We start from the raw sequence: 23,433 nt of genomic DNA on the forward strand, positions 1-23,433 counted from the left end.
TCTGAAGGTGTCTCAGGTAGAGCCTTCCGAGGTCGTTTCCGGTTTCGTGTGGAGGATCTCGCGGGCCTGGTCCGCGGCGCGGGCGATGCTCTCGGAGACGAAGTCGACGAAGCGGGCGATGTTCTCCAGGCGGGCGGCGGCCGGGGTGTTGGGGCCGAGGATGCCGACGCCCTGCCGGGCGACCTCGCCGAGGTGGGCGGTGGACCGGGCACTGGCCATCGTGGATTGGTACATGACGTCGTCGTCGACGACGTAGCGTTCGCGGCGGCGTTCGTCGCGTTCCCGGCGGATGAGGCCCTGGCTTTCGAGGAACGTGACCGCTTTGGAGACGGACGCCGGGCTGATCTGGAGGCCTCCGGCGAGTTCGGAGGCGGTGAGGCTGCCGGCATCGGTGGTGTAGAGGCTGGCCAGCACCCGGGCCGTCATCTTGGGCAGGCCCGATTGCATGAAGACGGTGGTGAACGTCTCCTCGTATTCGCGTACGGCTTCGGCGTCGCGTCCGTGGGCCTGCGGGGGCGTGTTGGGGTCCCGGGGTGCGGCCTTTCTCCGGCGGTGGGCGCGGTGTTCGGTAGCGCGGTGGGCGAGGTCGGCGCGGTAGGTGGTGGGGCCGCCGTTGCGCATCACCTCACGTGTGATCGTCGAGGTCGGACGCTCAAGACGCCTGGCGATCTCCGCGTAGGCGAGCCCGTCGGCCAGCCCCAGCGCGATCTGCTGGCGTTCCTGCTGGGTGAGTCTGCCTCCCGGCATCGCGGTCTCCTTCATGGTCCGTGGTGTCTCCAGGATAGCGTTCACCCTCCATTCATTGCAACGAACTGCCGCAGGTTGTTGCATTAGATTTCCCAACCATTGCAACAAAATTACTATCTCCACCTGCGGTTATGGAGATCGCGCGCAACGAGTCGATTGCCGAATCTGGAAATGCAACGTAGCTTTTTCATCATCAGAAACAACGAGCCGAAGGAAAACGCGATGCAGACGTTCGACACTCCCGCCCCGTTGACCGCCGTCCTCGACATCCCCGCCGGCCGCGTCCAGTTCATCGCCGCCGACCGGGCCGACACCGCCGTCGAGGTCCGCCCTGTCAACTCCCGCAAGGGCCGCGACGTGAAGGCTGCGGAACAGACCGAGGTCGCATATGGCGACGGCATCCTGCGGATCAAGGCCCCGGAGGCGAAGAACCAGATCCTCGGCCCTTCCGGATTCATCGAGGTGACGGTCCAGTTGCCGGCCGGCTCCCGGATCGAGGCGAAGGCGGCCCTCGTCGAGTTCCGGGGCGTAGGACGGCTCGGCGATGTCGCCTTCGAGAGCGCGCAGGGCTCGGTCAAGCTCGATGAGGCCGCGAGCGCCCGCCTGACTCTTCAGTCCGGCGACGTCTCGGTCGGCCGCCTGGGTGGCCCCGCACACATCAGCACCCAAAAGGGCGACCTGCGCATCACCGAGGCCGTGCGCGGCACGGTCACGCTGCGCACCGAGTCCGGCGAGATCTCGGTCGGTGCCGCCCGCGGAGTCTCCGCCTCCCTGGACGCCGGCACCTCCTATGGCCGGATCCACAACGCGCTCAAGAGCAGCGACGGCGCGGACGCTGCCCTGAGCATCCACGCGACCACCGCCCACGGCGACATCAGCGCCCGCAGCCTGTAAGAGGCGCGCCCCGCGGCGATCCCGTCCGGCCAATTGAATTTCGTCACAATTCCAAAGGAGTACCCCACCATGTCCCTCACTCTTACCGACCAGGACCGCCCGGAGCTGCAGAAGGCCCTCGAGGAGATTGTCGAGTTCGGTTTCACCGGCGTGACGATGCGCGTGCACGATGAGCGGGGCGAGTGGGCCGGCAGCGCCGGGGTGCGGAAGCTGGGCGAGACCGCGAAACCGACGGCGAACGGACATGTCCGGATAGGCAGTAATACCAAGACCTTCACCGCGACCGTGGTGCTGCAACTGGTGGCCGAGGGCACGATCGGGCTGGACGCCCCGGTGGCCGACTACCTGCCCGAGTTCGGGCTGGGGCCGAACATCACAGTGCGGATGCTGCTGCAGCACACCAGCGGGGTGTTCAACTTCACCGGCGAGTACTACGACGACGGGACGTTCGCGCCGGGGATCCCCGCCACCACCGCGGGCCAGGAGTGGGTGGAAAGCCGGTTCAAGACCTACCGGCCGGAAGAGCTGGTACGGCTGGCGCTGTCCAAGCCGGCGCGTTTTGAGCCGGGGACGGACTGGAGCTACTCCAACACCAACTACGTGCTGGCCAGGCTGCTGATCGAGAAGGTCACTGGCCGCTCGCTCGCCGAAGGGATGCAGCGGCTGATCCTGGGGCCGCTCGGGCTGTCGGACACCGTGTTGCCGGAAACCAGCCCGGAAATCCCCGCACCGCACACCCACGCCTACTACCGGTACGAGGACGCCGGCCACCAGAAGACGGTCGACGTCACCCGCCAGAACCCCTCCTGGATCTCCACCGGCGGAGACATGATCTCGACCACTCAGGACCTCCACACGTTCATCTCCGCACTGATGGGCGGCAGGCTCCTGCCTGCCCCGCTCCTGGCCGAGATGTGCAAGCCGCATCCCAAGGTCGGCTACGGGCTGGGGGTGTTCGTGCAGGACGTGGGCGAAAGCGGCGGCACCGTCATCACTCACAACGGCGGCATGGCGGGCCACGGGGCGCTGATGTACAGCACGCCCGACGGCAGCAAGACCCTGACCGCCGCGCTGAACTATGTGGATGACGCCGCACTGTCCCTGGCGGTGCCGTTCCAGAAGACGACGCAAAGGCTCGTCAAGGAGGTGTTCGGCGGCGGGCAGGCCGGGTCAGCTGACGCGGCCGAGCCGGCTCACTAGGCAGGCTGGAGCGGCGTGCACCCGCCCAGGCCGAGCCGGCTCGCTCAACCTGGCCGACGCCCGCCGGCATGGACGACCACGTCCACCCGGACCGCGCGCTGCGGCAAGTCGACGTCGAAGTGCAACCGCGACCCGCGGCACCGCATCAACAGACGGCGCCACTCCTTCTGCCTGACCTGCCTGACCTGCCTGGCGCCCTACGCCCGCTGAAGGCCCCCGAGACCGCCGTTGACGCAAAGGAAGTGCATCAACATTCTCGGTGGCGCGATTGGTCGGGCGGGTTGGGCCTCGCGGAAAACCGGGCACGGGAACAGTGGTGGACTTGGTCCAGCTACCGGCCCCGGGCTCTGACTGCCTGCGGCGGTGATGTCGGTGCCGGTCTCGGTCGGCGGTGCGTCGACGGGCAAGGCGATCGGGCGGATCAGGTACTTCATGCGGTCGGGTGATGGGTCGTTTGCCAGGTGGGAGGCGATTGCCTCCCACCTCCCGTCGATCATCCCGTCCCATTCGTCAATCGTGGAGCCAGCCGTGCATCTCCTTCTGAGCGGCCGTGGCAGCCCCCAAGAAATGGGTTGCCTTGGGGATAGCGCTCACGTTGGCTGGCAACATGGCTGAACTGCATACCGATCGTCTCGTGCTCCGTCGATGGCAAGAGTCCGACCTTGAACCGTGGGCGGCGATGAATGCTGATCCCGAGGTTCGGAAGCACTTGGGCGACTTGCTCACCCGTGCACAGAGCGATGCCTCCGTGGCGCAGTTCCAGGCCGATTTCGCCCAGCGAGGCTACGGATGGTGGGCAGTTGAATTGCAGGCCACGGGCGAGTTCCTCGGCTTCGCGGGTTTGGACCGGGTGGATGATGGCATGCCGTTCACGGGGGTAGAGATCGGTTGGAGGCTCGCGCGCGCGGCCTGGGGCCATGGTTACGCCACCGAGGCCGCCTTGGCCGGCCTGTCCTTCGGCTTCGAAACGCTTGAACTTCCCGAGATCCTTGCAGTGACGACTGCTACCAACCTCCGTTCCCAAGCAGTGATGCGCCGGATCGGCATGACGCGAGACCCGGCTGACGATTTCGACGACCCCACCGCGACCGAAGGGCCACTGCGTCCGAACGTGCTGTACCGAATCGCGCGTGGCGAGAGGGTCTGACGCTCTCGGCTCGGTCGCTTGGCCAGGCCGCGGGAGAAAGCGGGGCGTCCGCCCCGGCGAATGCCCATCTCGCTGCGAGCAGCCGTCCAGGGTCGACCTCCGGGCGACGCGCCACAGCACCGCCGCGTCCGCCGACGGACGCGCCTCCCCGTCGTGGAAGACGGAGCCAAGGAGGTCGACAGCGGCGAGGTCGACAGCGACGAGGTCGGCGAATTCCTCGGCACAGACATCCGCCAACTCCGGTGCCGTGCGGGCCACGTGGGGCGTGATGCTGATCCGGCTGCTCGCCTCGTTCCCCAGGACGAGCCGCCGCAGCACCCGACGGTCGCGCTCCTCCTGGTAGGCCGCGACCACCTGCTCCGAGCTGCGGTCGGCTTACGCGAAAACCCGTCGCGATCAGCTGGAGCGTAGCGGCGTTGATCAGTGGCGTTGATCAGCGGCAAGTCGTCGGTGAGGCGCGCGGCAGCTTGCTGATCGGTACCCCGCGCTCGGCGAACCCACGAGCCTGCTCCGACGCGGTGTCAGGCCCATGGATCTGGGTCACGTCGAGCCCGCGCTCCCGTGCGTCCAGGACAGCGGTGACGTGGTCGGCAGCCTCCAAGGGGAAACGTACGGAAGGAGTTCCGTGTTAGGGCGTGAGGGGCCGCTGGGGGGAGCGGAGTACGAGAAGGGTGATCTCGCTGGGGGCGAAGACGCGGAACGGAGGGCCCCAGAAACCGGTGCCGCGGCTGGTGTAGAGGTGGGTGCGGGTGCCGTGGCGGCTGAGGCCGGCGAGGGAGGGCTGGTCGATGCGAACGAGGTGATGGAAGGGCCAGATCTGGCCGCCGTGGGTGTGGCCGGAAAGCTGGAGGTCGATGCCGGAGGCTGCGGCCTGGTCGACGAACTTGGGCTGGTGGGCCAAGAGCAGGGTCGGCAGTCCTGGGTCGGCGCCCTTCAGGGCTCCGGCGAGGTGGGCGCGGTGACCGTCCAGGCCCGAGGACTCCGCGGTGACGTCATCCACGCCGGCGACCACAAGGGTGTCGCCGCCGCGTTCGAGCAGCAGATGACGGTTGCGGAGCGGCTCCCAACCCAGCTTGTCCATCAGGTCTACCCAGCCCTGGGCCTCGCTGTAATACTCGTGATTTCCGGTTACGTAGACCCTGGCCCGGGTGGCTCGCACGGTGCCGAGCGGAGCGGCCTGGGCGCGGCGGCGTTCGGCCGTGCCGTCAGCGATGTCGCCGGTGTGGCAGACCAGATCGGCCTCCAGAGTGTTGACCGTCGCGCAGACCCGCGCCGACCAGTGGGCGCGGTCGAGCGGGCCGTAGTGGGTGTCGGTGATGAGGACGACGCGGGTGCCGTCCAATCCGGCTCCCAGGCGCGGGAGTTGTACGTCGAGGCGGCGCACCCGTGGCACCCGGCGAGCCTCGGCGTACCCCCAGGCGAGCAGCACGGCGGCTACACCGAGGACCGTCCAGGTGACGATCCGGGCCAGGTTCTGCCCGCCGCCTGCTCCGGCCACGGTCAGGACGAGGCGCAGCAGGACGCCGAGCAGGACGGACCAGGTGAACAGCACCCAGCTGACCCCAAGGAGGGTGTCCCCGACGATCGCCGCCCAGTCCTGCTGCCGCCGGCCGTGGCCGCGCACCATCGCGAGCGGCATACCGATCAGACCGAGGCCGAGAAGGGCGGTGCCGCCCAGCGCCACGGGAAGCGGATAGTTCTGGCCTGCGTACAGCAGCACCCAGCAAGGCACGGCCCACAGCAGGACGGGGGCGATCAAAAGGATGTAGCGCATCAGGTGACGCAGTCCGCTCTGCTGGGTCGCATGCGCTGAATCGTCCGCGGATTGGGCTTCGCCGGCGTTGGTCACGCTTCCCCCCTCAAGTAGCCAGCCTGTCGACGCGCGCAATGTATCCCGTTGCCCCAGCAGACGTCTTGCCGATCATTGATCGAGCCAGACGAGTCTCCGCCGCCTCCTGGACATCGGCATAGGGGCGGCCTTGTAGCCGAGGCACTGCCCAACCGCTTCGACGACATCAACGCCGTCGACAACGACACTGACACGCTCGCCGCCGAGAATGCACTGCGAGTGCCAAGCTCGCCACGGCAGCCACCCTGCCCCTCACCCGCAGCACGGCCGAAGACTTCACAGCTGATAGGACACGCTGCAGGCTCATGCCGCGCAACGAGCTGCGGCGTAGCAGCTCTGGCACAGCGGACGATCCACGTTCACCGCTGCTACGCACCCGTTCGGTTGCAGAGGATGCAGGGAGGGCGGGAGGGCGGAATTACGGGTCGCCGGAGGTCAAGGCGGTGAGGTGGTCCCGCAGATGACGGTGCAGTCGGCGCAGACTGACACGGCGGTGTGCGTTGACGGCGGCCCAGCGCCTGCTCGGCCGCATCCGCATCGAGAACGTCGGGCGAGGGCGTGTCACAGGCGGGCGCGTTTTGTAGTTCCCGATGCGGCGGGCGGCAGTAGGGCGAACGACCGGCTCGGGGCTGCGGCGCCGGAGTTTGAGGAATTCCCGATGCTGCTGGGAAGTGTGATGCGGGTGGTACGCCACTCGTCAGAATATGGGGAAGGTTGCGCTCCGGATTTTGACTCCTCCTATCCCCGTATACGAACCGCTGCTAGCGTCTTCGCTGGCCGATAGGAAAGGCCACATGACCAACTTCGGGGGATGGACTGCCATATGAGAATCAAGAGGACCGCGACGAAGGGGATCGCCGTAATCGCTGTGGCCATCTCCATATCAACGACGGCGCTGACCGGGTCTGCTCTGGCCGCTACACAGTTTCCCTCGGGAACGGCCGGTGACATCAGGGTGGACTGGAGCGGCGCGTGGGCGAACACCAACCGCCTCGAAGACATCACTCTGCAGTTGTGCGACGCGACGCCGGGGGACAAGGACCAGGCGACGGCCCAACTCCAGGGGTACGTCACCATGGGCGGTGCCGCGAGCGTCAGAACTGCCCCGTCGATGTTCCAGGTTCCGATCGGGGACAAGGCGTGCAAGCAATGGCGTGACGCCTTCCTCACCTACTTCGCGCAGGACGAGCGGCTGGCCTATGCACGTGTCGAGCTCTTCGGGTCCCGGACCAAGGAGAAGCATCACACGAAATGGGTGCGGAATCCGCACCTGGGCGGCTAGCCGATCCCGTACGCCGGTCATCACAGGGGGAATGAACAGTGAACTCTCGCACGTTGGCGCTGGCCGTGGGCGTCATGGGGGTGATCGCCATAACGGCGGCGCCCGCGCAAGCCACTACGCAGAGCCCGTTCTCGGAATTTCGGTGCCGGATCGAGGCATTCGGGCACCGCGTTCCCGTGGTGTGCGGAAGTAAGTGGGTGAATGCCGACTGGGATCGCGACGGCACAAGGGACGAAGTGTTCTTCGTCAGCCCGCCGAACTCCTACGTGTACCGGATTTCGGGCAGCAGTAACGGTCCCGTCCGGGTCAGCAACGGAGCCGCCTACACCATGGACACATACGAGATCCGGCCGACCGGCAAGCACCGGATCTACGCGGTCACCGCGGGGAGCACCCGGATCTACTCCCAGCTCGAATCCGGCGGCTGGAGCGCCTGGGAGAAGTACGTGCCGTAGGCCCGCTTGCCGCAAAAATGGATGTTGCTCCGCCGGCGCGGAGGCCGCCAAGGCGTGGGATCAGCTGAACAGCCAGGCGGCGGCCAATAGGGGTCGTGCGACGGGACGTTGTGCGGATCACGACCTCGTCGTGGGAGGTGTTGCCAGCAGCCGCCCGGGTGGGTTGTAGGGACGCGCCTGGACGGAGCGTGCGTACCCGATGCGGATGTCGGCAGTCGGGGGGGCTGCGCGAGGGCGAGTGGGACGGAGGTGCCGGGGCGCCACGGCGCGCCGGGAGCGCGGTCGGCGGGCAACCGGGGTCGGCCGTGCAGTGCGCGCAGGGTGGTGCTCGACGTCGTCGGCGTCGCTCGGGGAAGCCTCTCGAGGGACCGACTTGCCCGTGGATGCTCTCACCCCGGGGAACCGCCCGTACAGCGCGGGCAGGGCGACGCCCGCCTCCAGCCGGGAGAGCGCGCCGATTCTCGGAAGTACCCCGAACCCACCTTTGAGCGCGAACGGGTTCTGCGAACCGAACCGGTGCTTCGCGGTCTCCGTACGACTGTCATTGATCTTGCTCGGGCGACGGACCCTTTCTGACAGTGGGGCTTGGCGCCGTACGCGGTAGGACAGGCAGGGGCCCGCTATTTGGTGTGTGGCGGGGCCCGGGAGTGTCGTATGGTGATCAGGTGCCTGTGCCGAAGTCTCGGTGACAGTGCACCGGATTTCCTGTTCCTTCTGTGCCGATCTTGAGGTGACGTCTTATTAACCAGGCCATGTAGTCGTCCGTGTTCCCCGCGTGCTGATGTGTCGCACGTGTCCGGGGGCGGACGTCACGCTGGCCTGAGTTGCGTCACCCTTCCCCGCAGTTTTCTTTTCCGGGTGCAGCTCTGCCGTCTGCCCCGGATTTCGTGCTTTCCGGCCCCGGTGCGGCTGTCGGCAGGGCTCCCCGAATCCTTGGGATCAGGAGTCTTCCCGTCGTGTCTTCCTCCGCGCTCGGCAACGAGCCGCAGCACACCACCCCGCCCTCGACCCACCCGCCGACCCACCCCGCACCTGGACCGTCGAAGATGGCTTTGGGGGCCTGGACCGCCCTCTTGGTGCTCTTGGGCGCTGAGCTTCTGAACATCCTCGACCAGTCGGTCGTGCTGACCGCGCTGCCCGCGATCCAGGAGTCGACCGGCGCAGGACCGGCCGCACTGCAGTGGCTGACCACCGGCTATTCACTGCCCGTCGCCGTCGGGCTGATCACCGGTGGGCGTCTCGGCGACCTCTACGGCCGCCGCAGGATGCTCCTGATCGGCACCGTCGTGTTCACCACGGCCTCGCTGCTGTGCGGCCTTGCTGCAGGACCGGGCGTACTGATCGCTGCCCGCCTGCTCCAGGGCGTAGGAGTGGCCCTGATGATCCCGCAGGTCCTGGCCACCCTCCATGTCACCTTCGAGGGGCAGAACCGCAGCAAGGCCTTCGGCCTCTACGGGGCCGTCCTCTCCCTCGCCAACGTCCTGGGCCCGGTGATGGGCGGCCTGCTCACCGAGGCCGACCTGTTCGGGCTGTCCTGGCGGCCGATCTTCCTGGTCAATGTCCCCGTCGGCCTCGCCGTGATCTTCGTGGGACGCACGTTCATTCCCGAGTCGACGGTGAAGAAGGCCGACCGGCTCGACCTGACCGGCATGGCGTTGTCCGCACTGGCCATCGTCCTGATCATCTTCCCGCTCACCGAGGGGCACCTCCACCACTGGCCGCTGTGGTGCTTCGCCATGCTCGCCGCCGGTCTCCTCGCGCTGGGCGTCTTCCTGCGCCACCAGCAGCGCAAGCAGAACAACGCACCCCTCGTGCCCCTGTCCCTCTTCCGGGGCAGGCAGTTCCCCGGCGGCACGGCCGCGCAGCTGATGCAAGGCCTGCTGTGCGGGCTGTTCTTCATGACCTGGACCCTCTACCTCCAGCGCGGCCTGGGCATGAGCCCGCTCCAAGCGGCCGGGGCATTCGTGCTGCTCTCCCTCGGTGAACTGTCCGGCGCGACCATCGCGGCGAAGAGCGCCGGGCGCTTCGCCCGCCGCCTTCCGCAGGCCGGAGCCCTCATCACGATCGCTGCGATGGCCGGCTACGGACTCCAGGCCGCCGGAGGTCAGGCGGAGGTGACCCTGCTGGCGATGACCGCTCCGGTGGTACTGATCGGGTTCGGCCTCGGCATGGTCGGCGGCCCGCTCGCCGACCTGTCGCTGGCCAAGGTCCCGCACGAGGACGCCGGGGCCGCCTCGGGCCTGTTCAACACCGCCATGCACCTGGGCATCGCGCTGGGCACCGCGCTGACCGCCCTGGCGTTCTTCGCCACCACCGGCGGCTCGTCCGACGCCGGACTCAACCGCGACGCGTTCCTCACCGTTCTGTGGTGGGTCAGCAGCCTCCTCGCCCTGATGTGGGCCCTGATGTTCTGCCTGCCCAAGCAGGTCTACAACCAGACCGACTGAGTCACTCCCAAGGGGCGGCGGCACCCGGTCCCGGGTGCCGCCGCCCTGGCCCGCCTGCCCTTGTGAATCGGAGTTCCACCGTGCCTTCTCCCGCGCTCGGCACCGAGCCGCAGCACACCACCGACCCATCAGCTCACGCCGTATCCGGCGCCCCGTCCCAAATGGCCCTGGCTGCCAGGATCGCCCTCGTGGTGGTCCTGGCAGCCGAGCTGATGGACGTCCTTGACCAGTCGGTCGTCCTCACCGCGATCCCCACTCTCCAGCAGTCGCTCGGCGCGGGACCGGCCGCGGTGCAGTGGCTGACCGCCGGCTACGCCCTGCCCCTCGCCCTCGGGCTGATCACCGGCGGACGGCTCGGCGACACCTACGGCCGGAAGAGAATCTTCCTCATCGGCACCGCCGTGTTCACCCTCGCTTCCCTGCTGTGCGGCCTCGCCCACACCCCGGGCATGCTGATCGCCGCCCGGGTGCTCCAGGGCGGAGGAGCCGCCGTGATGATCCCGCAGGTCCTGGCGACCCTCCACGTCACCTTCGACGGCAAGCACCGCAGCAGGGCCTTCGGCCTGTACGGGGCCGTCCTGTCCATTGGCGCCGTCCTGGGCCCGGTCCTGGGCGGCGTACTCACCGAGGCCGACCTCTTCGGGCTGGGCTGGCGGCCCATCTTCCTGATCAACGTGCCCATCGGCCTCGCCGTGATCCTCCTCGGAGGGAGGTTCCTCACCGAGTCGACCGCGCACAAGGCCGCGCGCCTCGACGTCACCGGGATGCTGCTGTCCGCGCCGGCCGTGGTGCTGGTCGTCTTCCCGCTCACCGAGGGCCACGCCCACCACTGGCCGCTGTGGTGCTTCGCCATGCTCGCCGCCGGTCTCCTCGTCCTCGCCGTCTTCCTGTGCCACCAGCAGCGCAGGACGAACGACGCCCCGCTGGTGGTGCTGTCCCTCTTCCGGGGCAAGGCATTCTCCGGCGGCCTGTCCGTGCAGTTGCTGCTGGGCCTGCTGTCGGGGATGTTCTTCATGACCTGGACGCTCTACCTTCAGCGGGGCCTGGGCATGAGCCCGCTCCAAGCGGCCGGGGCATTCGTGCTGATCGCCCTGGGGGAGATGGCCGGTGCGGTGATCGCGATGAGGACCGCCGGACGCTTCGGGCGGCGCGTGCCACAGGCCGGAGCCCTGATTGCCGTCATCTCCATGGCGGTCCACGGAATCCAGATCAGCAGCCAACAAGCCGGCCTGACCCTCCTCGCGATGACCGGCCCCCTCTTGTTCCTCGGCGTCGCCTTCGGCACGATCGGCGGACCGCTCGCCGACATGTCCCTCGCCAAGGTGCCGCACCAGGACGCCGGATCGGCCTCGGGCCTGTTCAACACCGCGGTCCACCTCGGCATCGCCCTCGGCTCCGCGCTGACCGCCCTCGTGTTCTTCTCCGCCACCAACGGCTCGCCCGACAACGCGGTCAACCGCGAAGCGTTCACCGGCGTCCTCTGGTGGGTCGGCGGTGCCTTTGCCGTGATGTGGGCCCTGCTGCTCTTCCTGCCCAAACACACGAACAGTCAGGCTGGCTGAGAGAGCGAGCACAGGGCCGGGAAGAGGCAGTCAACAACCCGGGCCGCCGTCGTACCCGGCGGTGTCCGGTCGTGGGAGGGGCGGCGGCCCAGGAAGCTGATGTGCCGCCATCAGCTTCTTCACTGCGCGGCGAGGCACAGGTGAGGCCCCAGCACGCAGCGCAGAACACAGCTGACGGTGGCCACGCCGACATGCATGAGTGCCGCGGTCGGCGATCGGTGCCAAGTAGGGCGCTCAGTCACAGTTGTGCTGTGTCATCGAACATTGAGCGCGTGCCAGCGAAGTTTGAGTGGCGTGGATCACTGAAGATCACGGACGTCGTGCCAGGAAGATGAACTCTCTTCCTGGTCGGTCAGGTGCATCGCGAACGTCCTCCACCACGTAGCCATGCGCGGCCAGATCCCTTTCGACCTCTTCCCGCTCTCGGAAGCGCAACGTCGAATCCGAGGTCAGTACCTGTCCATCCGCCGCGAACACGTAGGTCCAGCGGAATGTCACCAGAGGCCAACTCACGTTGATCAGCTGGACCCAGCTCTCGACGGAGCCGATGCCTGGGATCTCCGTGACGCTGTAGGAGTTCTCGCGGGTCCACTCTTCCCAGGCGCGTCTGGCGGGATCGCGGGTCTCGAAGACCAGATGTCCGCCAGGCCGTAGTGCTTCGTAGGCTCCTCGTAGCGTCTTCTGCCACGGCTGCGGACCAACGATGGCCTGGGCAACGTTCGCTGTCATCGTCGCGAGGTCAACCTGCAACGGCGGGAGGCCTGCCGCTTCACCGCAGATCCAGCGCACTCGCTCACTGCCCGGTTTGTCGCGAGCGATGTCGATGGACGCCAGGGCGGGGTCGACGCCGACGACCTCGATCCCGCGGTCAGCCAGGAGAAGGGCGAACACCCCTGTCCCGCAGCCGATGTCCAGCACTCGGCGTGCCTCGAACTCGTGCGCCATCCGAAGGTATGGATCAAGATCGCTGCGATCAGGTTCGAGCGGGTCATAGATCGCGGCGAGCCGTGGATGCTCGAAGCAGTCGTCAGCCATACGGCCGAAGGTATGCAGAGACCGCCCCGAACAGCTACTGGGTTTCGCTGGCTCTAGAAGGTGAGAGCGGGCGGCAGGTGCGGTTCACGGTTCCGGTCGCGCTGGCGTGTTCTGACGTAGCGCGTTATCGCAGGCTGGACAGGCTGGACAGGGCGGTGTCGGGCTCGTCGACGAGGCGATCCCGGATCTCCTTGACGGTGAGCCCCTCTTCGATCAGGGGGGTTCCCTGCCATGCAGCCACTACTGCCCGGTCCTGGGACGGGCCGGGCAACTTTCGAAGTCAAAGCTGCTGATCCAGGCGCACGTTCATTGGGTTGAAGCCTGCGGCTTGATAGAACGCACGAGCGCCCTCGTTGAAGTACCAGACGTCCGTGACGAGGCGTCGGCAGCCTGCCGCGCGTCCCACTTCGCGTACGGCTTCGAGCAGTGCCGCGCCGACACCACTGCGAGCAGCATCGGGGCTACGGTGATCTGATCCAGAGACACGATGACTTCTGAGTGCTCCAGAGCACTGCCGGGCCGGTTTTTGACACGGGCAAGGGCGTATCCGAGGGCTTCACCCGCCGACCCATTGGCCAGGAGCACGGTAACTGATGGATCGGCTATCTGAGTCCGGAAGAAGCCTTCGACGGCATCTGGCTCCGGGGAACCAAGGAACAGGTCGGGACGGTGCCAATGATGCAGGTCATGAACGATCTGGTTGAGGGATGCCAGCAAGGCAACATCATCTGAAGAAGCGGCACGAATCTGGATCACATCACCATCCTGGCCGGTTGCCCCTGCCACTGCCACACGTTTGAAGCCTGGTCCAGCGCACGTCATACCGACTGAGACGGGGAACACGGAGGGTGATCGACCACTAATTGAACCAGAACCGGAGAACGGGAGGTGCCCCGCTCACGCATCCCGGATCAAGTCGGCCGGCCACCGCACCCGTCGGGCCGTTCGTTGCACCTCCGTGCAGGCCGGGCTTCGTCGCCCCGGGAGCGATGCGAGAACGAGAGCATGAGCACGATCGACCCGGATGCCGAGCGGAACCCCATTCCGGTGGGTGTCGGAACTGATGCGCGGTGTCGGTCATCCATCGGCGGCTGCCGGTTCGATGCCGGTGGCTTGTCGGCGAGGTCCGGCACCGTTCCAGAGACGGCCGGCCGGAGCTCACTGGGCGGCCCCGATACCCAGGAGCCACCATGCACATGTCCGTCACGATCATCGGCGCCGGACTCGGCGGACTCACTCTTGCCCGCGTCCTGCACGTCCACGGAATCCCGGTCACGGTCTACGAGGCGGAGTCCTCCCCGACGGTGCGCATGCAAGGCGGGATGCTCGACATCCACGACTACAGCGGACAGGTCGCCCTCAAGGCGGCCGGCCTGATGGACGAGTTCCACGCCATCGTCCTGGAGGGCCGCCAGGCGACGCGGGTCCTCGACCCGGACGGCACCGTCCTGCTCCACAAGGTCGACGACGGCACGGGCGGACGCCCCGAGGTGCAACGCGGCGACTTACGGCAGATCTTGCTCGACTCACTCCCGGCCGGCACCGTCCGATGGGGGCACAAGGCCAGCGGCACCCGCGCCCTCGGCGGCGGCCGCCACGAGGTGACGTTCGCCGACGGCGGCACCGTCGTCACCAGCCTGCTGGTCGGCGCGGACGGCGCCTGGTCACGGATACGGCCACTGCTCACCACCGCCACACCCGAGTACGCCGGCACGTCGGTCGTCGAGACGTACCTGTTCCACGCCGACACCCGCCACCCAGCCGCCGCGAAAGCGGTCGGTGACGGGTTGCTGATCGCGCCCTCGCCGGGCAAGGAGATCTTCGCTCACCGGGAGAACGGCGACACCCTGCACACCTACGTGGCGCTGACCAGGCCGCAGGACTGGTTCGCCGCCATCGACTTCTCCGATGCCGCCGCGGCCACCGCCCGGATCGCGCGGGAATTCGACGGCTGGGCACCGGAACTCACCACGCTCATCACTGACGGCGACACAGCGCCGGTCCTGCGCCCCCAGTACGCTCTGCCGACCGGGCACCGGTGGGACCGGGTGCCGGGGGTCACCCTGCTCGGCGACGCCGCCCACCTTGCGCCCCCAAATGGCGACGGCGCCAACCTGGCCATGTACGACGGCGCCGAACTCGGCAAGGCCATCGCCGAGCAGCCCGACGACATCGAGGCCGCACTCACCGCGTACGAGCAGGCCATGTTCCCCCGCAGCGCCGAGGTCACCACGTTCGGAGGTGGAGCGGTTCCGGAGATCGACTCCGAGCACAACACGGCCCAGGGCCTGATCAACATGATCACCGAGAAGAGCCAATAAGTCGCGCAGGCCCCAATCTGACGCTCTCCGTCCCACCCGCTCCAGCCTAGGCGGCGGTGACTACCGAACTCGACTCACGACAGCAGTTGTTCGCGACTGCGGGAGGCACCTGCAGCGCCGAGGTTTCGTTGTCGATGGGTTCGGGAGGCGCCCCGCCCAGAGCCACTCAAGAATCGAGTACGGCGGCGACGGCCTCGATCTCGACGAGTTGATCCTTGTGCATGTTCTCGATGGCTTTTACTGCCTGGCCTGCGTAGTCACCGATCGCTGCCGTGGAGCCGTCGTCGTTCAGGGGGCACGCCCCGGCGAGGAAGATCAAGCGTGACGCGGCGGGCGCTGTGGCCGCGTAGGCGTACTCGGCAACGTCGGACAGGGATGTGAAGCGGATCAAAGTGAGGGCACGGGGCACGGCCGTCGGGTCCTTTCTCATCAGATGGTGAGCACGGACATCCTGCCAACGGCCTGTTGGCTCCCGCCTTCCCTTGTTCTCGCCGGCCTACGACAACGCCATCACTTCTGCTCGGCATTCACGAACCGGGTGATCACCAACTGAATCCGGAACCCATCGAGAAACGCTGTTCCTGGAGGTCGACGAAGCCATGCTGGTCGTGGGCGGCAGTCTGTAGTTCGACTGGCAGGTGAGGCTGTTGGTTGGGCCGCTGTGGGGGCAGCGGCCGGGCTGGTAAATCGGTTGCGGGCCTTCGGGATGGAGTGTCTGATCCCGGCTATGACGATTGTGCTGGGTACGCCGACTGTTGACGGCGTACGCGAGGCCATGGCCGCGCTGCGGGAGTGGCAGTACGACGAAGCGCCGATGCAGTTGCATTCCGGGGACATCGGCTGGAATTACCGGTTCGGAGCGGCTGAGACGGCCGCGGTGGTCCGGACCTGGAGTCGGGACGGGCGGATTCTCGCGGTCGGGATGCTCGACTCGCCGACGCTGGTGCGGATGACGGTCACTCCGGACGCTTTCCAGGATGAGGACTTGGCGCGGCGGCTCGTCGAGGACTTCTCGCTGCCTGAGCGCGGCGTGCTGCCGGAAGGAACGGTGTCCGTCGAGGCCCCGCTGGGCCTGCTGCTCCACAAGCTGCTGAGCAAGGAGGGCTGGGGCGTCGACGAGCCGTGGACGCCGCTCTTCCGCGACCTCACCGGGCCGGTGGAGGACCCCGGCGCACGGATCGAGTCGATCGGCCTGGAGCAGGCGCAGGACTTCGCCGACGTCCTGCGGTCGGCGTTCAACACCTCGCGGCCTACGCGCGAGTACTGGCACGCGATGTCGGCGGGACCGTTCTACGCCGACGCCCGCTGCCTCGGCGCCTATGACGACCAAGGCAGCGTGGCGGCGGTGGTGACGGTATGGTCGGCCGGCCCGGGGAGGCCGGGCCTGGTCGAGCCGATGGGCGTCCACGAGGACCACCGTGGTCGCGGATACGGCCGGGCGATCACCGTGGCCGGGGCGGCCGCGCTCCGGGAGATGGGCTCGTCGAGCGTACGTGTGTGCACACCGAGTTCCAACGTCGGCGGCGTCGCCACCTACAAGGCGGCCGGTTTCGAGGTGCGGCCGGAGGTGCGGGACCGGATCCGGACGGCCTGACCGGGCTGCTCGGTAAGGCGCAGTCCGGGTGTGGAACGGACTGGTCTGCCTCTGTCCATCGGGATCTCAGGGGCGAATCTTCATGACAGCGAGGCACACTCGACCTTCTTGTGCGGGGTATCCGACCCTTCCTCTCGCGCCGCGCCCACAGATGACGTGGGCCCGGGAAGCGGCATGCTGACAAGGGCTACAACTACGATCGCCTGCGCCGACGGCGACGCAGCCGCGATATCCCCCCGAGCGCAAGGCCGCCCACCGCCTCGCCTTCACCAGCATCGCCTGACCCTCATCTGCTGCCGAAGGCCAGCCACATGAGATGACGCCTCAACTGCAACGCTGCTTTTCCTGATGGTTTGACAGGTTCGGGTGGTGTGTGGCCGCGTCGTTGGTAGTGGCTGATGCGGGTCTGGCGCCGGCCGGCGGCGAGCGGGTCGGTGAATCAGGCGCGTCGCAGTGGTCAGTTCGGCGCCTGTGCGGGAGAACCCTCCACTCCAGGGCCCCAACGTTCCCTGTCCGCACCTCAATTACTGAGGGCGCACCGACAACTCACGGACCGCGCGGGATCTTTGCACCGCACACAGCTGGCTCGCCTAGTCTCCGGGGTATGGAGTGGACCGACCCGCGCGACATGGACGAAAACGAATACACCGCGTACCTGCGCGAAGAGAAGGCCCGAGACCACGTCAGCGCCCACAACCCGGTGCTGGGGGAGTGGCTGGAACAGCAGCGCACCGGTTTCCCCGCCTGGGCGAAGGAACGTGCCGGCCGCGGGCCGTGGGACTTCACCGTGGATTCTCTCCCCCGGCTCGAAGCGCTCATCCGGGACGCGTTCGACAGCCCCGCTCAGGCCCGCAAGCTGATGGACACGCCCCTGGTCGCGGTGGCGGCCTGGTACCTCGGTGAGGTCCACCACCGCGCATTCGGCACCCAGTGGCAGTTCCACCCCTCATTCGCCGACGACAACCCCCTCGACCACCGGCCGCACATCACCCTGCCCTGGGAACGCCGGGAGGAATTCCACTACACCGACCCCGAGCACATCGAGGACGACGCGCGCCCGATCTACTCCCCGACCGAAATATTGTGCGACCTCCCCGCCCGGTCTGCGGATCAGGGCCCCCTGCACCGCATCAGCAGTCGGTGGGAGGTACCCACCTCGTGCGACGATTCGTCCTGCCGCTACCACCCCAACAGTTAGCCGCTGCACAGGGCACCAGCCTCGCTTTTTCGGTGGGGGCGATGAGGCGTCGTCGATCGTCAGCTGTCCTGCGGGCGGGGCGTTTTCACTGCTCGGGTATGGCGGCGTTCCGGCGCGGTGGCCGGCTTCTCCAAGGTCTTTCGGGTCGTGGGCGGGCAGGGCTTTGCCGTTCAGCCGGCGGGACGGGGTAGTGCGGCGAGGCGGTGGAAAGCCGTGCCCTCCGCCTGGACCGACAGAACCCCTCGGCAAGGTTCATCGTCCCAACCCAGGAAGGCACTTTCCGGTTTCTGCCCCAACAGCCGCCGTACCCAGGCGAAACGGCGGCCTAGCTCCGGGCATGCAAGGCGTGCGAGAGCGCGCTCATGCTGATGTCGATGACTGTGCGGAGCTGCTTCTGGCTCGCCCTGGTCCTGCTCATCACGGCCAGCGACTGGTTGACCGCCATGATGTGCACCGCGAAGTCGTCGGCATCGCCTTCGGCCAACTGCGCGGCGTTCAAGGCGGTCCACAGCCGCGCATGCTGAAAGCCCAGAGCTTCGATCGCGCGTGCGGCGATGCTGGGGCTGAGCACCGGTGCCGCCATCGCGGTCTGGGCGATCAGGCATCCATCAGGTACGTCAGGGTCGGCGATGCGCTGCAGGGTGACCTCGAAGAATGCCCGTACCGCCTGGAGCGGTTCCTCGGACGCACGGGAAAGCGCCTGGTCGTACCTGCTTCCGTACCGCGCGGCGTAGCGGTCCAGGCAGCGCAGGTAGAGCGAGTCTTTGTCGCCGAACGAGGAGTAGAGGGAACTGCGGTTCAATCCGGTCGTCCTGGAGAGGTCGTCGAGAGACGTGTCGGCGTATCCGGCCCGCCAGAACTGGACCATCGCCGCGTCGAGCGCGATGCCTACGTCGAACTGCTTCTTCCCGGCCATCACGCATGCACCTCGTTCCTGGACCAGCCGTTGTGGCCCTGCCCATCCTATCTTGAACTAACCAGTTCAAGATGCCGTAGGCTCACGACATGACCGACGACGCCATGGCCCCGAACCGTTCCTGCGACCAGAACCCGGTCCCCGGGTTGCCGCTGTACGACCTTGCGGGTTTCGCTCACCGCTGGGTCGATGCGGAAGGAATACGACTTCACGCCGTGGAAGGCGGCCGGCCGACCGGTCCCACCGTCGTCCTGCTCGCCGGCTTCCCGCAGACCTGGTGGGCCTGGCGCAAGGTGATGCCAGGCCTTACCGAGCGATTCCACGTGATCGCGATCGACCTGCCGGGGCAGGGCCATTCCGACCGCCCTCAAGGCAGCTACGACACGCACACCGTCGCTTCGCGTGTCCAGGCCGCGCTGACCGCGCTCCACGTGCCGAAGTACTGGCTCGTCGCCCACGACATCGGGGCCTGGGTTGCCTTCTCGCTGGCCCTGACGTACGAAAAGCGCCTGCATGGTGTCGCTCTGCTTGACGCCGGCATTCCCGGAATCACCCTCCCGGACTCCATCCCAACGGATCCCGACCGGGCCTGGAAAACCTGGCACTTCGCCTTCCATCTGGTGCCCGAACTGCCCGAGACTCTCCTCACCGGCCGCGAGCGTGACTACGTCGGCTGGTTCTTGAAGGCCAAAGCTCTGTCCCCGAACACCTTCGACGGCGCCGAGATCGACCACTACGCCGCCGCCATCGCGGCCGACGGAGGTCTTTCAGCGTCTCTCGCCTACTACCGCGACGCCGCGGAATCAGCGCGCAAGAATCATGACGCTCTCGAACGAGGACACTTGACCGTCCCGGTCCTGGGAATCTCCAGCTCCCATGGCTCGATCCCGGACATGGCCGCCTCCATCAGCCCGTGGGCAGAGAACGCGACCGGCGTCTTCATCCCACAGGCCGGACACTTCATTCCCGACGAGCAGCCCGACGCAACGGTGGACGTGTTGACCGCGTTCATCGATCACGAGCGTGTCGAGTAGTCCGCGACGCGCTGGTCAGTCCGGTGACGTCGGCGAGATCAGCCAGCAGCCGTGCCCCGGCATGGCCCACCACCCCTGCACCGTCGGCGGAGACATGAAGCCAGGGACCCGAACCGATACCCGCCCAGCACGTAGGAAGTGCCTTCTGGTCCGGACCGACAGACCCCCTCGACAAGGTTCATCGTCCCAGACCAGAAGACACTCTCGCGTTCCCGGCCACCAACCGGCCTCAGATCAACTGAGACGGCGAGGCCAGGCGGTTTCGTTCGGATCATCCGACCCTCATTGTCCCGTCAGGCGCTGCCCGTCACTGCGATCCTGCGGCCACCAGCGTCGCGGTGATGGGTTCGAGGTCGGCGATCAGGTCGTCGAGCTCGGAGGGAGAGAGCGCGTCGTAGGGCGGGTCGGCGAGCTCGTCGGTCAGGGCTTCGATGCGTTGCTTGGTCTCGCGGCCGGCGTCGGTGAACCGGCCGTCGGTGTCGACGAGTCCGCGCTCGCGCAGGCCGTCCATGACCGCGGCCAGTCGCTTCTTCGGCAGGTGATGGATGCGCCCGAACGACTCCGGCGGGTGGATTCCCATTTCCAGCGCGCTGAGCACGTGGGCCTCGGTGCCGCCGATGCGCGCGCCGACGAGAGCGGCGACGTGCCCGTCACCGCGGTGCTCGCGGAGCATGGTCGCGGAATGCCACAGCCGGGCGACCGGGTCGCTCGGCACCGCAAGGGTGCGCATCCCGGCGTACATCACCCGGCCTTCTGTGGGGGCGTTCGTCGCGGCTTTGGTGGTCAGGTCGGCGGCGCGCACCAGGCCCGGGGAGTCGGCCAGCTCGTCGCCGAGGATCCGCCGTAGGGAGGCTGCGCTGCCCCGCTCCCGCGCGGCGACGGACGCCTCGGGCGGGATCGTCTCCCACGCGCTCGGGATGTGCCGCGCGGCCTCCCCGTCGGCGAAGCTGTAGAAGGCCGCGTGCACGACCTGCGCCGGCACCCGCCCCAGCGGCGCGGCGCGGCTGGCGAAGTAGCCGTCCCAGTAGGTGCGGTGGCCGAGCGCGGCCAGCTCCTCGTTGCACTCGTCCGCGAGATAGGTGACCAGGCAGATCGGCTCCAGGAGCTCGAACATGCGACGGGCGGTGTGAGTCATGGCCGACATCATGCCTGAGGTCACCCCCTGTGGAGCAGTACGGGACGCTGGATCCGCTCCTGAGCGCGGTAGCTGACCGTCCGGCTCTCCGGTAGCTCGACCAGACCTTGATCGAGCGGTGGGGCAGACGCAACACCTGGCCCGGAATGGCGGAAAAGCCGTCAATGAGCGTCGATCATTCATGTGACCTCGTCGGTTTCCTGACGGAGGCTCCGCTCTTGTGGGGTGCGGCCCTTCCGGTCCCGGGGCGACGGTTCCGTTGTCGGACAGTGCACCGAATTGCTCGTCGGCGAGGCGTCCCTCCCCAGGGCCTTTGGGTCGTCCGCCTACCGTGCCACGTAGACGACATGGGCGTCCTCGTGGCCGCTGCGCGCGGAGTCGTACGTCAGCGAAGGATCGTGGCACTGACGCCACCTGTCCAGCCGGACGGCAGTCCGCACCCCAGGTCCAGGAGCTTGCACAGTGCTGAAGCGAGGATCTCGCCAGGCTCTGTTGAACCGTGGATGAAGATTTGGCTGCTGAAGCGCGCGTGAGCTTTGCCTGTGCGCCCCGCAGGGCCCTGCGGGCGTCTGTGCAGATGCTGGTCATGGGCGAGCTTCACCCCCCCGCAGGGCAGCGGCCTGTGATTCGCGCGGCGCGCCGGGCCAAAGGTTGCTGTCGGTCCGGGGCTCTCCGTGCAAGGGCCTGCTGGGGCCACACCACGGGGAGCGATACCCCGCCATGACGACGGGCGCCCGGTGCGCTCTCTCAGACGCTCAACTGACCTGCGAATCTCTCAGAGCTCAACTGACCTGCGAAGAGCGAATTTGCAGCGCGGGACATGATACTCCGTCGGGTGATGGCCGAAGCTGGCCCCCGCGAGACCAAGGCCGCTGAGCGGCATGTTTGCATGTATGGGTGATCGTTAACACGCAGGAAATATCCGAGCCGCGGACGTACGTGGACCGCATTCTGGAGCACTGGAACAAGGACGAGGACGCCGAGGCACTCGTCCAGGGGACGCAGCGGCTGACCAGAGGGGAAGCCCGGCGGCAACTGTTCAGGCTGGGGCATGCGCTGCGCGGGCAGGGGCTCGCGCCCGGCGACGGAGTGGGGCTCTTTCTGGCCAACCGTGTCGACTCGGTCCTCGTTCAGCTCGCCGTCCATCTCATCGGCTGCCGCGTCGTCTTCCTGCCGCCCGAGCCGGGGCCCGGCGAGCTCGCCGCGCTCGTCGAGCAGTCCAGGGCGCGCGCCGTGGTCACCGACCCGCTCTTCGCGGAACGGGCCGCCGACGCGGTCGGCCGCAGCGTCCACGCCCCCGCACTGCTCGGCCTCGGCCCTTGTGAGCAGCGGTGCGCGGACCTGCTGGCGCTGGCGGCCGAGTGCCCGGACACGCGCCCCGACGGCGTGCCCGCCCCGGGAACGGACGAAGCCGTCACCGTCCTCTACACCGGCGGAACCCTGGGCCGCCCCAAGCTCGCCGCGCACACCCACCGGCTCTACGACACGCTGGTCGACCTGGTGACGGACGCCGCGGAGGACTCCGGCCCCGCGTTCTTCCCGACCATGGACCCGAGCACGGACAGGGTGCTCGCCGCCACGCTGCTCACCCACGGCAGCGGCCACCTCACCTCTCTCCAGGCTCTGGTGACGGGGTCGACCCTCGTCGTACTGCCCGAGTTCGAAGCGGGCGCGGCGCTGGCGGCGCTGAGCGAGGAGCGGATCACCGCCACCATGTTCGTACCGCCCATGCTGTACGCGGTGCTCGACCACCCGGACTGCAAGCCGGGCGTCCTGCCCGCGCTGCGGCGGATCATCGTGGGCGGCGCGGCCACCTCGCCCAGCCGGCTGCAGCAGGCGGTCGAGGTCTTCGGGCCGGTGCTCGGCCAGGGCTACGGGCAGTCGGAGGCGCTCGGCATCGCCGCGTTCGGGGCGGAGGAGCTTGCCTCGGAGGGGGCCCTGCGCCCCGAGCTCTGGCGCAGCTGCGGTCGCGCGATATCCGACACCGAGATCGAGATCCGTGCCGAGGACAGCGCGGTGGCGCTGCCCGTCCGGCAGGTCGGCGAGGTGTGTGTCCGGGGCAGCGCGGTGATGCTCGGCTACTACGAGGACCCGGAGCGCACCGCGGCGGCGCTGCAGGACGGCTGGCTGCGCACGGGCGACATGGGCTACCTCGACGCCGAGGGCTACCTCTATCTCGTCGACCGGGCCAAGGACATCATCGTCACCGGCAGCACCAGCGACAACGTCTACTCCAGAGTCCTGGAGGACTTCCTGCTCACGCTGCCCGGCGTGCGCAATGCGGCGGCGCTGGGTGTGCCGGACGAGGAGTACGGGGAGGCCGTGCAGATCTTCCTGGCCACGGCCGAGGGCGCTGACGTCGACCCGGAGGCGGTCGGCGCGGCGGTGACCGCAGAGTTGGGCGAGTTGTACACGCCCCGGAAGACGGTGCTGCTTGACCAGCTCCCGACGACCAAGGTCGGCAAGGTGGACAAGAAGGCGCTGCGCGCCGCGTGGACGAACGGCGCCTTGGCCACACCATAGGCGCTGGTGTGATGGAGGCACGGCACCCGGCCGGTTCGAGGCCAAGTGCGCTGAGAACACAGGGTTGTTGTGGCGCGCCACGGCCGGCTGTGCC

General features: G+C 67.8%; 18 protein-coding genes and 2 pseudogenes. 13 read left to right on the forward strand and 7 right to left on the reverse strand.

The genetic code is table 11. The features are described 5' to 3' along the window. Positions 1–12: 12 nt before the first annotated feature. Positions 13–747, reverse strand: coding sequence for a helix-turn-helix domain-containing protein (locus ACIRQ7_RS30395; protein ID WP_404265814.1), 735 nt, complete (start codon positions 745–747; stop codon positions 13–15). Between the two features lie 222 nt (positions 748–969). On the opposite strand from ACIRQ7_RS30395, the gene ACIRQ7_RS30400 reads away from it, so the two are divergent. From ACIRQ7_RS30400 to ACIRQ7_RS30410, 3 genes are all read left to right on the forward strand, one after another. After that, positions 970–1,641, forward strand: a complete 672-nt coding sequence (locus ACIRQ7_RS30400) for a DUF4097 family beta strand repeat-containing protein (RefSeq protein WP_404265815.1) — start codon at positions 970–972, stop codon at positions 1,639–1,641. Between the two features lie 69 nt (positions 1,642–1,710). Further along, positions 1,711–2,841 carry a serine hydrolase domain-containing protein gene (locus ACIRQ7_RS30405; protein WP_404265816.1) on the forward strand — a complete coding sequence of 377 codons (1,131 nt, stop codon included), beginning with the start codon at positions 1,711–1,713 and terminating at the stop codon, positions 2,839–2,841. 607 nt (positions 2,842–3,448) lie between these two features. Then, the gene (locus ACIRQ7_RS30410) at positions 3,449–3,988 is read left to right on the forward strand and encodes a GNAT family N-acetyltransferase (protein ID WP_404265817.1); all 540 of its coding nucleotides are present in this window, start codon (positions 3,449–3,451) and stop codon (positions 3,986–3,988) included. A gap of 628 nt (positions 3,989–4,616) precedes the next feature. Here ACIRQ7_RS30410 and ACIRQ7_RS30415 read toward each other — a convergent pair. Further along, entirely contained in the window at positions 4,617–5,837 is a 1,221-nt protein-coding gene (locus ACIRQ7_RS30415; protein ID WP_404265818.1) for a metallophosphoesterase, read from the reverse strand. Between the two features lie 823 nt (positions 5,838–6,660). On the opposite strand from ACIRQ7_RS30415, the gene ACIRQ7_RS30420 reads away from it, so the two are divergent. The 4 genes from ACIRQ7_RS30420 (at position 6,661) to ACIRQ7_RS30435 (ending at position 11,583) form a co-directional block, all read left to right on the forward strand. Further along, complete coding sequence (locus ACIRQ7_RS30420) at positions 6,661–7,119, forward strand: hypothetical protein (protein ID WP_404265819.1); 459 nt, start codon at positions 6,661–6,663, stop codon at positions 7,117–7,119. A gap of 329 nt (positions 7,120–7,448) precedes the next feature. Next, positions 7,449–7,574 (forward strand): hypothetical protein, encoded by a 126-nt coding sequence (locus tag ACIRQ7_RS30425; protein ID WP_404265820.1) that lies wholly within the window; start codon positions 7,449–7,451, stop codon positions 7,572–7,574. A gap of 956 nt (positions 7,575–8,530) precedes the next feature. After that, entirely contained in the window at positions 8,531–10,021 is a 1,491-nt protein-coding gene (locus tag ACIRQ7_RS30430) for an MFS transporter (protein WP_404265821.1), read from the forward strand. Positions 10,022–10,101: 80 nt separating this feature from the next. Next, the gene (locus ACIRQ7_RS30435) at positions 10,102–11,583 is read left to right on the forward strand and encodes an MFS transporter (RefSeq protein WP_404265822.1); all 1,482 of its coding nucleotides are present in this window, start codon (positions 10,102–10,104) and stop codon (positions 11,581–11,583) included. A 309-nt stretch (positions 11,584–11,892) separates the two neighbouring features. Here ACIRQ7_RS30435 and ACIRQ7_RS30440 read toward each other — a convergent pair whose 3' ends face one another. Both ACIRQ7_RS30440 and ACIRQ7_RS30445 read right to left on the reverse strand, forming a co-directional pair. After that, positions 11,893–12,618 carry a class I SAM-dependent methyltransferase gene (locus ACIRQ7_RS30440; RefSeq protein ID WP_404265823.1) on the reverse strand — a complete coding sequence of 242 codons (726 nt, stop codon included), beginning with the start codon at positions 12,616–12,618 and terminating at the stop codon, positions 11,893–11,895. A 280-nt stretch (positions 12,619–12,898) separates the two neighbouring features. Continuing rightward, entirely contained in the window at positions 12,899–13,024 is a 126-nt protein-coding gene (locus ACIRQ7_RS30445; protein ID WP_404265824.1) for a hypothetical protein, read from the reverse strand. 784 nt (positions 13,025–13,808) lie between these two features. Here ACIRQ7_RS30445 and ACIRQ7_RS30450 point away from each other — a divergent pair. Beyond that, a complete protein-coding gene (locus ACIRQ7_RS30450; protein WP_404265825.1) occupies positions 13,809–14,939 on the forward strand; it encodes an FAD-dependent oxidoreductase in 1,131 nt (376 codons plus the stop codon). A 220-nt stretch (positions 14,940–15,159) separates the two neighbouring features. Here ACIRQ7_RS30450 and ACIRQ7_RS30455 read toward each other — a convergent pair. Beyond that, a pseudogene (locus ACIRQ7_RS30455) lies at positions 15,160–15,348 on the reverse strand (RidA family protein); the annotation flags it as partial. Positions 15,349–15,666: 318 nt separating this feature from the next. Between ACIRQ7_RS30455 and ACIRQ7_RS30460 the strand changes: the two are divergent. The 3 genes and pseudogenes from ACIRQ7_RS30460 to ACIRQ7_RS30470 all read left to right on the forward strand — a co-directional run bounded on the left by ACIRQ7_RS30460 (position 15,667) and on the right by ACIRQ7_RS30470 (position 17,731). Then, the gene (locus ACIRQ7_RS30460) at positions 15,667–16,533 is read left to right on the forward strand and encodes a GNAT family N-acetyltransferase (protein ID WP_404265826.1); all 867 of its coding nucleotides are present in this window, start codon (positions 15,667–15,669) and stop codon (positions 16,531–16,533) included. 30 nt (positions 16,534–16,563) lie between these two features. Next, positions 16,564–16,766, forward strand: a pseudogene (locus ACIRQ7_RS30465) (IS5/IS1182 family transposase); the annotation flags it as partial. Between the two features lie 371 nt (positions 16,767–17,137). Further along, positions 17,138–17,731, forward strand: a complete 594-nt coding sequence (locus ACIRQ7_RS30470) for a hypothetical protein (protein ID WP_404265827.1) — start codon at positions 17,138–17,140, stop codon at positions 17,729–17,731. A 325-nt stretch (positions 17,732–18,056) separates the two neighbouring features. Here the strand turns inward: ACIRQ7_RS30470 and ACIRQ7_RS30475 are convergent, their stop codons facing one another. Then, positions 18,057–18,647, reverse strand: a complete 591-nt coding sequence (locus ACIRQ7_RS30475; protein WP_404265828.1) for a TetR/AcrR family transcriptional regulator — start codon at positions 18,645–18,647, stop codon at positions 18,057–18,059. A gap of 89 nt (positions 18,648–18,736) precedes the next feature. Here ACIRQ7_RS30475 and ACIRQ7_RS30480 point away from each other — a divergent pair, with 89 nt between their 5' ends. Continuing rightward, entirely contained in the window at positions 18,737–19,681 is a 945-nt protein-coding gene (locus ACIRQ7_RS30480) for an alpha/beta fold hydrolase (RefSeq protein ID WP_404265829.1), read from the forward strand. 307 nt (positions 19,682–19,988) lie between these two features. On the opposite strand, the gene ACIRQ7_RS30485 is transcribed toward ACIRQ7_RS30480, so the two are convergent. Beyond that, on the reverse strand, positions 19,989–20,816 hold the full coding sequence (locus ACIRQ7_RS30485) for a MarR family transcriptional regulator (RefSeq protein ID WP_404265830.1): 828 nt from the start codon (positions 20,814–20,816) through the stop codon (positions 19,989–19,991). 897 nt (positions 20,817–21,713) lie between these two features. On the opposite strand from ACIRQ7_RS30485, the gene ACIRQ7_RS30490 reads away from it, so the two are divergent. After that, positions 21,714–23,339: a class I adenylate-forming enzyme family protein gene (locus ACIRQ7_RS30490; RefSeq protein ID WP_404265831.1), complete on the forward strand. Its 1,626-nt coding sequence runs from the start codon at positions 21,714–21,716 to the stop codon at positions 23,337–23,339. Positions 23,340–23,433: the final 94 nt, after the last annotated feature.

Source organism: Streptomyces sp. NPDC101393 (genome assembly GCF_044767385.1).
Taxonomy (GTDB): Bacteria; Actinomycetota; Actinomycetes; order Streptomycetales; family Streptomycetaceae; genus Streptomyces.

What these genes read in the sequence shown, in the direction of transcription:
- ACIRQ7_RS30475 (WP_404265828.1), bottom strand. Translation starts at nt 18,647, where the DNA reads ATGGCCGGGAAGAAGCAGTTCGACGTAGGCATCGCGCTCGACGCGGCG.
- ACIRQ7_RS30460 (WP_404265826.1), top strand. Translation starts at nt 15,667, where the DNA reads ATGACGATTGTGCTGGGTACGCCGACTGTTGACGGCGTACGCGAGGCC.
- ACIRQ7_RS30405 (WP_404265816.1), top strand. Translation starts at nt 1,711, where the DNA reads ATGTCCCTCACTCTTACCGACCAGGACCGCCCGGAGCTGCAGAAGGCC.
- ACIRQ7_RS30400 (WP_404265815.1), top strand. Translation starts at nt 970, where the DNA reads ATGCAGACGTTCGACACTCCCGCCCCGTTGACCGCCGTCCTCGACATC.
- ACIRQ7_RS30470 (WP_404265827.1), top strand. Translation starts at nt 17,138, where the DNA reads ATGGAGTGGACCGACCCGCGCGACATGGACGAAAACGAATACACCGCG.
- ACIRQ7_RS30485 (WP_404265830.1), bottom strand. Translation starts at nt 20,816, where the DNA reads ATGACTCACACCGCCCGTCGCATGTTCGAGCTCCTGGAGCCGATCTGC.
- ACIRQ7_RS30450 (WP_404265825.1), top strand. Translation starts at nt 13,809, where the DNA reads ATGCACATGTCCGTCACGATCATCGGCGCCGGACTCGGCGGACTCACT.
- ACIRQ7_RS30410 (WP_404265817.1), top strand. Translation starts at nt 3,449, where the DNA reads ATGGCTGAACTGCATACCGATCGTCTCGTGCTCCGTCGATGGCAAGAG.
- ACIRQ7_RS30480 (WP_404265829.1), top strand. Translation starts at nt 18,737, where the DNA reads ATGACCGACGACGCCATGGCCCCGAACCGTTCCTGCGACCAGAACCCG.
- ACIRQ7_RS30395 (WP_404265814.1), bottom strand. Translation starts at nt 747, where the DNA reads ATGCCGGGAGGCAGACTCACCCAGCAGGAACGCCAGCAGATCGCGCTG.
- ACIRQ7_RS30420 (WP_404265819.1), top strand. Translation starts at nt 6,661, where the DNA reads ATGAGAATCAAGAGGACCGCGACGAAGGGGATCGCCGTAATCGCTGTG.
- ACIRQ7_RS30440 (WP_404265823.1), bottom strand. Translation starts at nt 12,618, where the DNA reads ATGGCTGACGACTGCTTCGAGCATCCACGGCTCGCCGCGATCTATGAC.
- ACIRQ7_RS30425 (WP_404265820.1), top strand. Translation starts at nt 7,449, where the DNA reads ATGGACACATACGAGATCCGGCCGACCGGCAAGCACCGGATCTACGCG.